This is a genomic window from Polynucleobacter sp. P1-05-14 (assembly GCF_018881675.1).
In the GTDB taxonomy this organism is placed as follows: Bacteria; Pseudomonadota; Gammaproteobacteria; order Burkholderiales; family Burkholderiaceae; genus Polynucleobacter.
Genome location: NZ_JACVPV010000029.1, coordinates 106,063 through 120,368 on the forward strand (window position 1 = coordinate 106,063; position 14,306 = coordinate 120,368).

The following is a 14,306-nucleotide window of genomic DNA, read 5'->3' on the forward strand; positions in this document are numbered from 1 at the left end:
AAAAAATGGCAACCCCAAAATCAAATAACGTAATTGACGTTTATAGCTGGCCAACCCCAAATGGCCATAAGGTGCACATCATGCTCGAAGAATGCGGCTACCGCCTAGGTCGCGACTGGATTGCCCATCCGATTGATATTGGTGCCGGCGATCAATTTGCGCCTGAGTTCCTCAAGATCAGCCCTAACAACAAGATTCCAGCAATCGTTGACCCTAATGGTCCAGACGGCAAACCCATCAACGTATTTGAGTCTGGCGCCATTCTTCTCTATTTAGCCGGTAAGACTGGCAAGTACTTACCCCAAAGCACCCGCGGTAAGTACAAGGTGCTGCAATGGCTGATGTTCCAAATGGGTGGTCTTGGCCCCATGCTTGGGCAAAACCACCACTTCAGGCTCTACGCACCTGAGAAAATTGAATATGCCATTAATCGTTACACCAATGAAGCCAAGCGCATCTATGGAGTATTGGATGGTCAACTGAAAGATAATCCCTATATTGCAGGCAAAACTTATTCCATTGCTGATATTGCGATTTATCCATGGACTCGTAATTGGAAAAATCAAGGCATTGAAATCAATGATTACCCGCATTTCAAAAAATGGTTTGAAAAGATTGGGGCACGACCAGCAGTGATGCGTGGCTGCCAAGTATTAACTGCATTGCGGAAACCCTTGCATGACGACAAGGCTAGAGAGACGTTATTTGGTTCTACCCAATATCAAAAGAGGAAATAAGATGAGCATTCAATCAGTAGGCGTCATTGGTGCGGGCACTATGGGCAATGGGATTGCACAAGTGTGTGCGGTTGCAGGCCTTGATGTCGTGATGGTTGATATTAATGAGGCAGCAGTGCAACGTGGACTTGAGCAAATTAGCAAGAGCTTGGATCGACTCGTTAAAAAAGAAACGCTTACCGTTGACGCAAAAGCAGCTGCACTCAAGCGCATCAAAGGCAGTACTTCGTATACTGACCTCAAAGGTTTGGGTTTAGTTATTGAAGCTGCAACCGAAAACCAAGCAATTAAAGAAAAGATTCTTAAGCAGGTAGATGAGATTGTGAGCAAAGACACCATCATTGCCACTAATACCTCCTCGCTATCTATTACTAAACTTGCAGCCCTTGACTCCAACCCTGCGCGCTTTATTGGCATGCACTTCTTCAACCCCCCGCCCCTGATGGCCCTGGTGGAAGTGATTCGCGGCTTGCAAACTAGTGATGCTACTCATGCCACCATTATTGACATGGCTCGGCGCGTTGGCAAAGAGCCTATTACTGTTAAAAACTCCCCTGGCTTTGTAGTGAATCGCATTTTGCTACCAATGATCAATGAAGCCTTCTTTGTTTTATCGGAAGGTCTTGCTAGCCCAGAAGATATTGATGCAGGAATGAAGTTGGGTTGCAATCAACCGATTGGACCGCTAGCCTTAGCAGACCTCATTGGTCTTGATACTTGCTTGGCAGTGATGGAAGTCTATTTTGAAAACTTCAGCGACTCTAAATACCGCCCTTGCCCACTGCTTCGTGAAATGGTTGCTGCTGGATACCTCGGTCGCAAAACAGGTCGCGGTGTATACACCCACGATAAATAATTTCATTTACAACTCCTTAACCTAGATACCTCCATCGTGAACCCCATCCTACCCTTAGTTCGCAAACTTGGCTATGCCGGTCTTATTCCATTTATTGGGCTAGCTCTCATGGTGCAATTAGCGCCAACACCCGTGAATTATTTAAGCGCCGAGTCTTTAGCGGGTTATGGGGCTGTGATTACTTCGTTTATGGGAGCTTTGCATTGGGGTGCCAATTTACATCTTCTGGGAAAAGCACCTGCCGGTGACCGCTGGGAAGACCGAAATGCATGGATCTGGGGCGTTATCCCCGCTTTGGTTGCTTGGTTAGCGCTTCATATTTATATTCCAGTAGGCCTACTTATTTTGGCTTCTACTCTGATCATTCAGCGCAATATTGATCAAAATACCTATCAATATTATTTTGCCGATGAAGCTACCCGCTCTGCATTTATGACAATGCGCAATCGCTTGACCTATGTTGCAGCAGCCTGTCTAACCTGGGCATCCTTAGTTATTCTCTTTATTCAAGCATGATCAATGAGCAGTCTTTTTGATAGCGCACCGCCTCCACCTCTAGCAGAAGCACTGCGTCCAAAAACGATTGAAGAAGTCATTGGACAAGGCCATTTATTAGCAAGTGGTAAACCACTCAATCTAGCATTTGCCTCCGGCAAACCTCACTCGATGATTTTGTGGGGACCTCCAGGCGTTGGTAAGACTACGCTGGCACGTCTCTCCGCTAAGGCATTTGATCGCGAATTCATTGCAATCTCAGCAGTCTTAGCTGGCGTTAAAGAAATCCGTGAAGCCATTGAGCAAGCCCAACAAAATATGGCTCAGTACGGCAAGCAAACCATTTTATTTGTTGACGAGATTCATCGCTTTAACAAAAGCCAGCAAGATGCCCTGCTACCCCATGTGGAGTCAGGTTTGTTCACCTTTATTGGCGCCACTACCGAGAACCCATCCTTTGAGGTGAACTCCGCACTCCTGTCGCGTGCTCAGGTCTATGTCTTGAAATCACTCACTCCCGAGGAGCTGAAATTACTCTTTGATCGAGCTCATCAGCACGCGATGCCCGATGTGCAATTTGAATCAACAGCAATCGATACCCTCATCTCCAATGCTGATGGTGATGCGCGACGCCTTCTCAATTTAGCTGAACAAGTACGCAATGCGGTCCTCACACCAAATGCGGAAGTAAAAATCGTTGATCAGAAATTTATAGAGAACGCACTGAGTGCTCAAGCGCGGCGTTTTGATAAAGGTGGTGATCACTTTTACGACCAAATCTCTGCTCTACACAAATCCGTTCGCGGATCCAACCCTGATGCGGCCTTATATTGGTTTTGCCGCATGCTAGATGGCGGCGCCGATCCCCGTTACTTAGCCAGACGTATTATTAGGATGGCTTGGGAAGATATTGGTCTGGCAGATCCGAGAGCAATGCAATTAGCTAACGATGCGGCCCAGACCTATGAAAGACTAGGATCCCCTGAGGGTGAGTTGGCTCTTGGGCAAGCCTTGGTTTATCTGGCTGTAGCCTCAAAGAGCAATGCAAGCTACAACGCTTTTAATGCTGCTCGCGCTTATGTAGCAAACGATCAATCCAAACCCGTTCCGAATCATCTGCGCAATGCACCTACCAAATTGATGAAAGAGTTTGGACATGGAAAAGAATATCGCTATGCCCATGATGAGCCGCATGGCTATGCCGCTGGTGAAACTTATCTACCGGAAGGCATGAAGGAGCCGCATTGGTACGAACCAGTGGAGCGTGGCCTAGAGTCCCAGATCAAAGATAAGCTAGCGTTCTTAAATAAGCTTGATGAAGAGCACAAGAAGAAATAGGGTGATATGAGTACAAAGATTGTGGCTACTTTTTATTACGATATTGTTTCGCCGTTTGCTTATCTTTACGTTAAACAAAGGCAACGCCTTGAAGCCAAACTGGCTATCAAACCTGTTCCAATTTTGCTCGGCGGCCTCCTGCGGGCAGCTGAGAACAAAGGTCCAGGAGAGGTTGCTGCTAAACGCCCGCACACCTATCAATTTTGCGTGTGGCAGGCGGAGAAGTTAGGCATTCCGTTTCGCTTTCCAGAGCATCACCCCTTTATGACAGTTGTCGCCCAACGTCTTTTGGTGGAAAAAAATGCCGATTGGGTGATGGTTGAGCGTGCTTTTGATTATGTTTGGGTGGAAGGTAAAGATCCCAACCTATCTTGGCCAGAATTTTGTAGCTACTTAGGACTTCCCGCTGACACACTTAAACCTGAAAACCCAGAAGTGAAGGCGAGACTGATTGCCAATACCAATCAAGCAAAAGTCGATGGCGCCTTTGGAGTCCCCGCCCTGATAGTGAATCAACATTGCTTTTGGGGTGTTGACACTATTGACTGGACACTGGATTACCTTGCAAGACCTGGCATGTTTGATGAGGCTTCCTATGCTTATGCCGGAAATGTTCCTAACGGTCTAGGCTAGGAGATCATTTAACCATCCAGCGGTCTTGGGCAATACAATCAAAAACAAGCTATTTTTATCTTATTTAAGGAGTTCTTATGCGTAAGCTATTTGCCGCCCTTGTTGTTGCTATTTCTTGTTTTACCAGTCAAGCAGCATTTGCGGGTCCTAAGGTTGAATTCAAAACTACGATGGGTAACTTCGTCGTTGAATTAGATGATGTGAAAGCACCCAAGAGCACTGCTAACTTTTTGAATTACGTCAAGAGCGGTTTCTATAACGGCACCATCTTTCATCGTGTGATTGATGGCTTCATGATTCAAGGTGGCGGCTTTACGCCGGACTTGGCTCAAAAGCCAACTGATTCCCCAGTAGTTTCTGAAGCGCAAAATGGCTTGAAGAATAATGTTTACACGATTGCGATGGCTCGCACTTCAGACCCTGATTCTGCAACTTCGCAGTTCTTTATTAATGTGAAAGACAATGCGGCGCTCGACTACCCTAATGCGATGGGCAATGGCTATACCGTTTTTGGCAAAGTAATCTCTGGCACTCAAACCATAGATGCGATTCGCAAAGTGCCAACCATGGTTGCTCCAGCCCCACGTATGGGCAGAATGTCTGACGTTCCTACTAAGACTGTCATCATCGAATCTGCCACGATTCTGAAGTAAGTAGAAATTGCTAGGTAAGCCGCGATGATTTTGCTCGATGATGCGCAAAGCACCGCGACCTTACCCACAAGTCGCCAATATGAAAATGCATTGCACTACTGGCGCGTTCTTCCAAGCGGAGATCATGCGGTAGATTTAGCCACTACACAGCAGTGTTTTACTGAAATATCTGCCGCGCTTGCTAAGGGCGAATTTATTGTTGCTGCCTTTGCTTACGAGTTAGGTAGGCAAATTCATCATCTACCTGAGCGAATCAATCACTCAGATCATCACCACCCCCTCATTGAAGCCTGGTCTTTCGGAGAATTCAAAAAACTGTCTAAGCAGGATGTCGATAGCTTCATTGCTGAGCGGATGGCTTCGCTAGATCTAACTCAAGCAAGCGCTGGAGTAATGGATGTTCAGCAATCCTTGAGCGTGGAGAAATTTACTGCCGATATTGCAGCAATACAGGAATATATTCGTAGTGGTGATAGCTACCAGATTAACCACACCTATCGAATCACAGGCAAGACTTATGGCGCTCCACTCGCCTTATATAACCGCTTAAGGGATCGCCAGCCCGGGCGCTTTGGTGCTTTTATTGAACATGATGGCAACTTTTTACTGTCGCAATCGCCTGAACTATTTATTGCGCGAGATGGCGACACGATAAAAGCTATGCCAATGAAAGGTACTGCAAGCGCCCTATCTGCTGTTGCGAGCGCCTTATCGGATGACCCAAAGAATCAAGCTGAGAATGTCATGATTGTTGACTTGCTACGCAATGATCTCAGTCGCATCTCTCTTCCAGGCACTGTAATTGTCCCCAATCTATTCGAAGTGGCACGACATGGTGACGTGTTACAAATGACTTCCACAGTGCAGGGTCAGATCAAACCTGATATTGCTCTATTCGATATTTTTAAAGCAGTATTTCCATGTGGCTCCGTTACAGGGGCCCCAAAAAAACGCAGTATGGAAATTATTCAAGAATTAGAACCCGAAGATCGCGGCTATTATTGTGGTGCTTTAGGCTGGCTTGACCCCAATGGTAATTTTGCCTTTAGTGTTCCCATCCGTACTGTAGAAATCAGTCAAGATCCCGACTCTCATGCATCAACCTTCACCCTGGGCGTTGGCGCTGGAATTACCAATGACTCAGATGCAGGCCAAGAATGGCAAGAGTGCCGCATTAAATCTGCCTTTCTGATGGGTCTTCCAAGCGCTACAGACTTATTTGAAACCATTGCGGTTCGGAATGGCGAGCCCCAGAGATTGCATGCCCATTTAAATCGCCTAACTCTATCCGCAATAGCCTTAAGAATGCCTTTTCAACTTGAGACTGCCAGGAATTTGATTTCGGGCGCTTGTGCATCGCTTGATAAAAAATTGCTATACCGATTAAGGCTTGATCTCTCAACTACTGGTGAGTTATTGGTTGCAACTGATGCGATGGATTTAATCAATGACCCAGTCAAAATATTTTGGGCTAAAGATATTCTTCAAGGTGATGTGACGATGTTCTCTGAGGATCCCTTACTGCGTCACAAAGTTACCAATCGATCCCTTTATGACCAAGCTTGGCAAGAAGCCGTGAAGTTAGGTGGATTTGATGCCTTATTTATCAATGAACAAAGCTTTATCACTGAGGGCGGGAGAACTAGCATTTTTGTTAAACCTCAAGGTAGATCTGAATGGCTTACACCGCCAGTGTCCGCTGGCCTTTTACCCGGGGTAATGCGCGCCGCCCTGCTTGCCGATCCATCCATGAATGCCCGCGAAGCCAACCTGACTATTAATGATGTTTCAATGGCAGATGAGATTATGCTTAGCAATGCATTACGCGGCGCTATCAAAGCCCATTTTTAGAAAGTCAGTATGAAGTATTGCTCTAACTGCGCATCTGTATTAACCATTAAGATTCCAGCGGATGACTCTCGAGAGCGTCATGTCTGTGAAGCGTGTGGCAGCATTCATTATCAAAATCCTCGCAACGTAGTTGGAAGTATTCCGGTATACGGCAAGCAAGTTCTCTTATGTCGTCGTGCTATTGAACCTCGTCATGGCTTTTGGACATTACCTGCGGGCTTTATGGAGTTAGGTGAAAGCACAAGCCACGGAGCTACGCGCGAGACTCTTGAAGAAGCTGGCGCTACAGTAGAAATTGGGCCACTCTATTCTTTACTGAATGTGCCCCACGCAGAACAGGTGCACCTGTTCTATTTGGCCACGATGACTAATTCAGAATTTTCTGCCGGCGAAGAAAGTCTTGAAGTAGCCCTTTTTCATGAGCATGAGATTCCATGGGAAGAATTGGCCTTTCCGACTGTCAAGCAAACCCTTGAATGGTTTTTTGCAGACCGCGCTGCTGGCAACTTAGAGGCTGGTAAGGAATTTCATGTGCGCAGTCGTGACGTCTTACCTTCTGAGAGGATCTAAAGAGTTAATATGGGTCAGATTGCCTGGCTAGGGCCCAACGACCCTTTTCCAAGTCCGTTGCTTGAGGCAGATCCTGATCCCAGTGTTCCTGGGCTTATTGCGGTCAGTGAGCACATATATCCCGGTCAACTAGCTCGCGCCTACCAACAAGGTATTTTTCCCTGGTACTCGGATAACCAACCTATTCTCTGGTGGTCGCCTGATCCTAGGATGGTGTTAAAGCCCAGCGCCTTTAAATGCAGTGAATCTTTGCAAAAGAATATTCGACTCTTTTGTCAAAGTGCACAATCACAGATATTGGTAGATGCCGATTTTGGCGCAGTCATACGCTCCTGCGCCACGAGCACTCGCAAAGATCAGGATGGCACTTGGATTACCCATGAAATCATTGATGCCTACACCGCGCTTCATGAAGCAGGCAACGCCCACAGTATTGCCGTAATCGAAGATGGCCAGCTTACTGGCGGACTCTATTGCGTTGCATTTGGAGGAATGGTATTTGGTGAATCCATGTTTAGCCGTAAGACCAATGCATCAAAAATCGCCTTAGCAGCCCTGAGTGGATGGTGTCTGATGAATGAAGTCCAGATGATCGATTGCCAGCAAGAAACAGCTCACCTTTTGTCCTTAGGTGCTACCCCAATACCCAGGCAGGTCTTTTTAGAGCAACTGCAAATATCCTTAAATCAAACTAAGATTGAGAAATCCTGGACTTTTGACAAAGCAATTTTGCATCACTGGTTATGACTCGGCTTAAAGAACTTCCCCTAACCACCCTGCAGTTCTATGCAACTGCTCCCTATGCTTGTAGCTACCTTCCCAATAAAACAGCTCGTTCACAAGTGGCTACGCCATCTCATCTGATTCATGCGGATGTGTATAACGATTTACTCAACGCAGGCTTTCGACGTAGTGGTTTGTATACCTATCGACCCTATTGCGACGAATGCAAAGCCTGTATTTCTACGCGTATTTTGGTAAAACAATTTACACCTTCTCGCAGCCAGCGCCGCGCCCAGAAAAAACACTCCAATCTTCAGGCCTCCGTCCTCAATCTAGGTTACCAAGAGGAACATTACCAACTCTATCAACGTTATCAAACTGAGCGGCACGCGGGTGGTGATATGGATAGCGATGATCAAGATCAATACATGCAGTTTTTATTACAAAGCCGAGTGAACTCACGCATTGTGGAGTTTCGGGATGGTCCGCATGACCCGCACCCCGGTCGATTACGCATGGTGAGCATGATCGATATTCTGGAAAAGGGAATCTCCTCTGTTTATACCTTTTACGACACCACAAGCTCTGCGGCTAGTTATGGTAGCTACAGCATTCTGTGGCAAATTGAACAAGCTCGCATATTGGGTTTGCCTTACCTTTACCTTGGTTACTACATCAAGGAAAGCGACAAGATGTCGTATAAGGTGAAATATCAACCCATGGAAGGCTTGATTGACGAGCATTGGCAAGAGCTCCCTGAGTCATAATATCTACCCATGATCGATCGTTACTCCCTCCTCCGCCCTTGGCTGTTTTGCATAGACCCAGAAAAGGCGCACAACCTCACCTTAAGTAATATGGACCGTGCGCAGCGCTGGGGTTTATTGGAGCTTTTGGTTAGCAAGCCCATTAATGATCCACAAACACTCTGTGGCATTGATTTTCCCAATCCAGTTGGATTAGCTGCAGGCTTAGATAAAGATGGCAAACATATCGATGCACTTGCTGCATTAGGATTTGGATTTTTAGAAATCGGCACAGTCACGCCACGGCCACAGCCAGGCAATCCTAAGCCACGCATGTTTCGTTTGCCCGAAGCTCAGGGCATTATTAATCGCATGGGCTTTAATAATGATGGTGTTGATGCCTGTGTAGCGCGAGTACGTCGCTCTCAGTTTTGGCAAAGTGGTGGTGTACTTGGTTTAAATATTGGCAAGAATGCCAGCACCCTGATTGAAGAGGCTTCTCGAGATTACATCCTGGCAATGGAGGCCGTTTATGAAATCTCTACCTATATCACCGTCAACATTTCTTCACCGAACACCAAAAATCTGCGCGCCTTACAAGGCGAAGAAATGCTCCGCGAATTATTGGGAAGCCTTGATGAAGCCAGAAAGCGCTTAAGCGATCGTTATGGCGTACGCAAACCACTCTTCTTGAAAATTGCACCCGATCTAGATCATGGTGACATTAATCTCATCGCTGATCTCCTGCTTGAGTTTGGTATTGATGCTGTCATTGCTACCAATACAACCATCTCTCGCGATACGGTCAAGGGAATGGAGTTTGGTGAAGAGGCTGGCGGCTTATCTGGTGCGCCCGTGCGTAATGCTTCTAATATTGTCATCAAAGCTTTAAAGGCGAGATTGAGCAATCAACTACCTATCATCGGCGTAGGCGGCATCATGAGTGGCGCAGATGCCCGTGAAAAGATCATGGCAGGCGCCAGCTTAGTGCAACTCTATAGCGGCTTGATTTATCGGGGCCCAGACTTAGTAAAAGAGTGTGCTACCGCCTTAAGATAACCTTAAAGCCTCTTTTTCGTGCTTTAAAGGGGTATTTTTCAGGGCTGGCTTTATAAAATAGCATTTCATAATATGCAATTTTGTCTGAAATCGCTACAATGAAGTCATGAACACCAGCAAGACCATTAAAACTCCTAAATCTGCCGGCGAGGTTGGCAAGACAGCCATCCAAGTAGTGGAGCGCATGATGAATTTGCTAGACGCCCTTGCTGAGCAAGAAGAATCCAGCAGCCTGAAGAATCTCGCAGAGACAACTGGTCTGCACCCTTCTACTGCCCACCGAATTTTGAATGACCTCGTTGCTTGCCGATTGGTTGAGCGTGGCGATGGTGGCACCTATCGCCTTGGCTTAAAACTTTTAGAGCTGGGTAATTTAGTGAAAGCACGCTTATCTGTGCGTGAAGCTGCGCAACTACCAATGCGTACTCTCCACAAGCTCACTGGTGAAACCGTTAACTTATCCGTGCGTCAAGGCGATGAAATCGTCTATGTTGATCGCGCATATAGCGAACGCTCAGGCATGCAGGTAGTACGCGCCATTGGTGGTCGCGCACCTTTACATCTCACCTCGGTTGGCAAACTCTTCCTCGCGAGCGACGACCCTGGACAAGTACGTGCCTATGTCACTCGCACAGGTTTGTCTGGACACACTCGTAACAGCATTACCGAATTAGGCAAACTCGAAACCGAACTTAATCACGTTCGTAAAGTCGGTAACGCTCGCGATGACGAAGAATTAGAGTTGGGTGTGAGCTGTTTAGCTGCGGCCATTCTGGATGACACCGGTAAATTGGTTGCCGGTCTCTCTTTGAGCGCTCCAACAGATCGCATTCAAGCAGATTGGCTCCGCGCCCTTCAAGAGACAGCCTTGCAGATATCCAAAGGTATGGGTTTTAAACCCAAGTCTGCTGAGCCGGGCTCAGCAGCTTAATAATCCATTACATCAAGCGACGAATGGGTTGCGCGCCAGATGGCATGCGCTCGTACCAATCGCGCACCCGCACTGCATCTGCAAAGCGCGATTGCGTTCCTACGGAATCCAAGAAGACCAATAGCAGTGGCGTGTTATTTACTCTTGCCTGCATGACTAAACATCGACCTGCAGCATTAATAAAGCCGGTCTTCTGCAGTCCGATATCCATGTCCCCGGAACGCACCAAACGGTTTGTGTTCAAAAACTTTTGCGGGCGATTGGCGATGACCATAGTTAAATCTGGCCAGGTTGAGAACTCACGAATGGTTTTGTACTGATAAGCAGCATTTAGCATCCGCGTGAGATCTTCTGCCGAAGCAACGTTCTCACTAGTCAGTCCGGTAGGATCTTCAAAGTGGGAGTGCTCCATACCGAGATCTTTTGCCTTGCGGTTCATAGCAGAAACAAATGCTGGTAGGCCACCAGGATAGTTTCTGGCTAAGGTATATGCAGCGCGGTTCTCAGAGGACATCAAAGCCAAATGCAGCGCATCTTCTCGGGTAAGTGAGGTGCCTTCAGCCAAACGAGAGTGCCGATAAATATGCGCGTCTTCAGCATTAATGACAATGACATCATCCATTGGCAATTTTGCATCGAGTGTCACCATGGCAGTCATGAGCTTGGTGATAGAGGCAATGGGCAAACTGACGGAAGGATTCTTCTCGTAATAGACTTCCTTCGTGTCTTGATTGACCACCATCACTACAGCGGATTTAAGATTGAGCTCATCGCGCTGACCACGTAAACCTAATGCAGTAGCCAATGATGGAGGTCCTGCAACTACGGGTGCAGATGATCTAGTAACAGTGACACGGACGGTTTTGGCTCTTTTGGGTGACTTGGCCACTACTTTTGTTGACTTTGCTTGCTTCTGCTTGTCTTTTGTTGAAGCCTGTACAGGGGCGTTACCCAGCACTCCCAGCGAAAAGAGCAATGCAATGACTAGGGGCCAAAATCGATTCAAACGCATCCCAAAATACCTTCCAAAACTTTCAACATACGGAATGATAATTAATTTCCTGAGGCAAAGCGGTTTTATTCGCCCCAATCCAGGTAATTTATCCCACTAAATGAATGCCCTACTCGGCAATCGTTGCCACTGTATTGGTCTGACGAGCATTCACCAGCACAACCCCAGTCATCGTCAAACACAAACCTACTGCCATCAGCAATGTAAACGGCTCATCAAATAAGAGCCAAGCCATTGCAGCGGTTGTCGGAGGTGTTAAATAGAGCAAGCTAGTCACCTTAGTGGCTGCCCCCTTGCGAATCATCATAAATAGCAAACTGATGGATCCGATTGATATGGGGAATATCGCCCATAGCAGCGCACCAATGACCGACGCATTCCAAACCATCACTCCAGTTTCAAAGAAATACATACAAAAGAAAGAAAGAATGGCGGACACGCCAAATTGAATTGTAGATCCGGCACGCAGGTCAAATATGGGGCAGAATTTCTTCTGATATATCGTCCCAAAAGTAATTGAGAGCAAAGCAGCAAATGCCAGAAAATAACTTATAAGCGGAATACTCAATAACCCCACTTTTGCAGCGACAACTAAAGCAACCCCCATAAATCCAAACACCAAACCGATCCATTGCCTGGTTGTAACTTTCTCGGAAACCCATGCGGCGAACCAAGCAGTCAAAATAGGCTGCAGACCAACTATCAGAGCCACTAATCCAGCGGTCATACCCAATCTAACCGCAACCCAAACACCCATCAAATAACCAAACTGCAGCAAGATCCCGGCAATAGCAATGTGCTTGATTTGAGACCGACTGGGCCAGGTGATTCTCCAGACGAGGCTGAGCGCTGCCATAGCCGCTAGAACCCCTGCAAAACGCCAAAATAGGAAGGTGGCTGGCTCTACATATGGCATTGCCATACGCGCAATCACAAAGCCGGTACTCCAAATGAGGACAAAGATCGGTGCAATGGCGTTATCAAGCGAAAGCTTCATGGGTAACTTACTGAAAATATTGAGATTTTTTTACTGAGACTCTAATTTTAGGCTCTTTTCTCATTTGAACCCTTCATCTCCATGGCAAGCCATTTATGCTGCAACGCAACATCTATGCCATACAATGGTGCAAAGAGAGTACATTAGGTAAAAGCTGAAGATCAAAATATTCAAAACAGTTAAACGGAAAGAGATGCAGATGAACTTAACTCCAGAACAAATTGCAGCCGCACAAAAAGCAAACTTAGAGACCTTGAGTGGATTGACCAATCAAGCTTTGCAAAGCATTGAAAAGTTGGTTGAGCTCAATATGCATATTGCGAAACAAAGTTTGAGCGATAGCATGAATAGCGCCAAGAAAGCATTGGAAGTGAAAGACATTCAGCAGTTGCTAGCCCATCAAGCCGAAGCAGTGCAACCAATGGCAGAAAAAATTATGGCCTATAGCCGTCATTTATATGAGTTAGCTCACGAAACACAAAACAGCTTTACCCAATCTGCTGAAAAAGAATTTCAAGCCGGCCAAAAGAAAATTAACTCTTTAGTAGAAGAGTGGACTAGAAATGCACCGGCTGGATCAGATGCAGCTATGCAAGCAATGAAGCAAGCAATTGCTTCTGCAAATAACGTATTCGAAACTAGCCAAAAGGCTGTGAAGCATGCGGTCGAAGTTGCGCAAACCAACCTCAGCACCGCCACTGAAACAGTGTTGAAGACTGCCGATACAGCTAGCAAAGCTCCGAAGAAGAAGCAATCTAGGTAGGCCTCCCTCGAGGGCCCAATCAAGAAAACTCTTTCGAACGCAAAAGCCCCGAGCAGTCGGGGCCTTTTCTTTTCAGAGCGCCCTACTCGATCGGAATAAAGACTTCATTTCTTCTAGGCTGAGGCAATTGATTCTTTAAAGCCAATTCTGAAAGTCGCTCATTGAACTCAGACTCCTGAGCTGCTGCTCCATGGTACACCTCCATCCAAGTCTCCTTGCCATCTTGATCTGGCAATGGTCTTTTGAGTAACTCACAAACTAAACCCGGGAACTCATGCGATAACTGAGCATGCATTTTTCTAAGATTACTTAAGACCAGAGGATATTCTGAAACAACAAGTTTAAAGTAAACATATAAGTTCATTTACTGCCATCCATTCCATTCCAGCGAGTTACCAGCGTATTATCCAGGTCGAAAAGATCTAGGCATCTTCCAACAGTGTGATTTACCATATCCCCAATAGACTCTGGCTTGGCATAAAAGGCAGGTACTGGAGGCATCACAATTGCACCACATTCGGTAACCTGAGACATAGAGCGTAAATGACCCGCATGTAGGGGGGTCTCTCTGACCAACAGGACCAAACGACGACGCTCTTTTAACGCTACATCAGCAGCCCTAGAAACCAGACTACTAGTCACCCCACTAGCAATCTCTGACAACGTTCTAATTGAGCATGGGGCAATAACCATGCCAAGACTCTTAAAGGAGCCCGAAGAGATGGAGGCGCCAACATTTTTCGCAGAATGAACAACATCAGCCATAGCTTCAATTTGGGCTGGCTTGTAATCTGTTTCCGCTGCCATAGTCAACTTCGCTGAGTCACTCATTACCAGATGAGATTCAATGCCAAGATTCTTCAGAGCCTCCAGAATACGAATTCCATAAATCGTTCCTGATGCACCTGTAATGGCAACAATTAAGCGTTTGTTCAAAATAAG

Annotated in this window: 17 protein-coding genes; 13 read left to right on the forward strand and 4 right to left on the reverse strand. The window is 46.5% G+C overall.

All coding sequences use genetic code 11. The annotated features are described in order from the left end of the window. Nucleotides 1-5 precede the first annotated feature (5 nt). The 12 genes from ICN37_RS09060 (at nucleotide 6) to ICN37_RS09115 (ending at nucleotide 10,592) form a co-directional block, all read left to right on the forward strand. Nucleotides 6-737, forward strand: a complete 732-nt coding sequence (locus ICN37_RS09060; protein WP_215321893.1) for a glutathione binding-like protein — start codon at nucleotides 6-8, stop codon at nucleotides 735-737. 1 nt (nucleotide 738) lies between these two features. Continuing rightward, complete coding sequence (locus tag ICN37_RS09065) at nucleotides 739-1,593, forward strand: 3-hydroxybutyryl-CoA dehydrogenase (protein WP_216156854.1); 855 nt, start codon at nucleotides 739-741, stop codon at nucleotides 1,591-1,593. A 36-nt stretch (nucleotides 1,594-1,629) separates the two neighbouring features. Next, nucleotides 1,630-2,109: a DUF3429 domain-containing protein gene (locus tag ICN37_RS09070; protein ID WP_370623836.1), complete on the forward strand. Its 480-nt coding sequence runs from the start codon at nucleotides 1,630-1,632 to the stop codon at nucleotides 2,107-2,109. Between the two features lie 3 nt (nucleotides 2,110-2,112). Beyond that, the gene (locus ICN37_RS09075) at nucleotides 2,113-3,426 is read left to right on the forward strand and encodes a replication-associated recombination protein A (protein WP_216156857.1); all 1,314 of its coding nucleotides are present in this window, start codon (nucleotides 2,113-2,115) and stop codon (nucleotides 3,424-3,426) included. A gap of 6 nt (nucleotides 3,427-3,432) precedes the next feature. Further along, a complete protein-coding gene (locus ICN37_RS09080; RefSeq protein ID WP_216156860.1) occupies nucleotides 3,433-4,059 on the forward strand; it encodes a 2-hydroxychromene-2-carboxylate isomerase in 627 nt (208 codons plus the stop codon). Between the two features lie 77 nt (nucleotides 4,060-4,136). Further along, entirely contained in the window at nucleotides 4,137-4,712 is a 576-nt protein-coding gene (locus ICN37_RS09085; RefSeq protein ID WP_215321889.1) for a peptidylprolyl isomerase, read from the forward strand. A gap of 24 nt (nucleotides 4,713-4,736) precedes the next feature. Next, on the forward strand, nucleotides 4,737-6,563 hold the full coding sequence (locus ICN37_RS09090) for a bifunctional chorismate-binding protein/class IV aminotransferase (RefSeq protein WP_216156863.1): 1,827 nt from the start codon (nucleotides 4,737-4,739) through the stop codon (nucleotides 6,561-6,563). A gap of 9 nt (nucleotides 6,564-6,572) precedes the next feature. Next, nucleotides 6,573-7,133 (forward strand): NUDIX hydrolase, encoded by a 561-nt coding sequence (locus ICN37_RS09095; RefSeq protein ID WP_216156866.1) that lies wholly within the window; start codon nucleotides 6,573-6,575, stop codon nucleotides 7,131-7,133. A gap of 9 nt (nucleotides 7,134-7,142) precedes the next feature. Then, entirely contained in the window at nucleotides 7,143-7,880 is a 738-nt protein-coding gene (gene aat, locus ICN37_RS09100; RefSeq protein ID WP_215321886.1) for a leucyl/phenylalanyl-tRNA--protein transferase, read from the forward strand. Next, on the forward strand, nucleotides 7,877-8,623 hold the full coding sequence (locus tag ICN37_RS09105) for an arginyltransferase (protein ID WP_215321885.1): 747 nt from the start codon (nucleotides 7,877-7,879) through the stop codon (nucleotides 8,621-8,623). Before aat ends, ICN37_RS09105 begins: the two co-directional genes overlap by 4 nt. Before the next feature lie 9 nt (nucleotides 8,624-8,632). After that, the gene (locus ICN37_RS09110) at nucleotides 8,633-9,661 is read left to right on the forward strand and encodes a quinone-dependent dihydroorotate dehydrogenase (RefSeq protein WP_216156869.1); all 1,029 of its coding nucleotides are present in this window, start codon (nucleotides 8,633-8,635) and stop codon (nucleotides 9,659-9,661) included. Between the two features lie 106 nt (nucleotides 9,662-9,767). Continuing rightward, the gene (locus ICN37_RS09115) at nucleotides 9,768-10,592 is read left to right on the forward strand and encodes an IclR family transcriptional regulator (protein WP_216156872.1); all 825 of its coding nucleotides are present in this window, start codon (nucleotides 9,768-9,770) and stop codon (nucleotides 10,590-10,592) included. A gap of 7 nt (nucleotides 10,593-10,599) precedes the next feature. On the opposite strand, the gene ICN37_RS09120 is transcribed toward ICN37_RS09115, so the two are convergent. Together ICN37_RS09120 and ICN37_RS09125 are read right to left on the reverse strand one after the other, a co-directional pair. Continuing rightward, complete coding sequence (locus ICN37_RS09120) at nucleotides 10,600-11,604, reverse strand: serine hydrolase (RefSeq protein WP_216156875.1); 1,005 nt, start codon at nucleotides 11,602-11,604, stop codon at nucleotides 10,600-10,602. Nucleotides 11,605-11,713: 109 nt separating this feature from the next. Further along, entirely contained in the window at nucleotides 11,714-12,601 is an 888-nt protein-coding gene (locus ICN37_RS09125; protein ID WP_216156878.1) for a DMT family transporter, read from the reverse strand. Nucleotides 12,602-12,800: 199 nt separating this feature from the next. Here ICN37_RS09125 and ICN37_RS09130 point away from each other — a divergent pair, with 199 nt between their 5' ends. Further along, nucleotides 12,801-13,364 (forward strand): phasin family protein, encoded by a 564-nt coding sequence (locus ICN37_RS09130; protein WP_216156881.1) that lies wholly within the window; start codon nucleotides 12,801-12,803, stop codon nucleotides 13,362-13,364. Nucleotides 13,365-13,446: 82 nt separating this feature from the next. On the opposite strand, the gene ICN37_RS09135 is transcribed toward ICN37_RS09130, so the two are convergent. Next, the gene (locus tag ICN37_RS09135) at nucleotides 13,447-13,728 is read right to left on the reverse strand and encodes a DUF4936 family protein (protein ID WP_216156883.1); all 282 of its coding nucleotides are present in this window, start codon (nucleotides 13,726-13,728) and stop codon (nucleotides 13,447-13,449) included. Then, entirely contained in the window at nucleotides 13,725-14,303 is a 579-nt protein-coding gene (locus tag ICN37_RS09140; RefSeq protein ID WP_216157678.1) for a UbiX family flavin prenyltransferase, read from the reverse strand. Before ICN37_RS09140 ends, ICN37_RS09135 begins: the two co-directional genes overlap by 4 nt. Nucleotides 14,304-14,306: the final 3 nt, after the last annotated feature.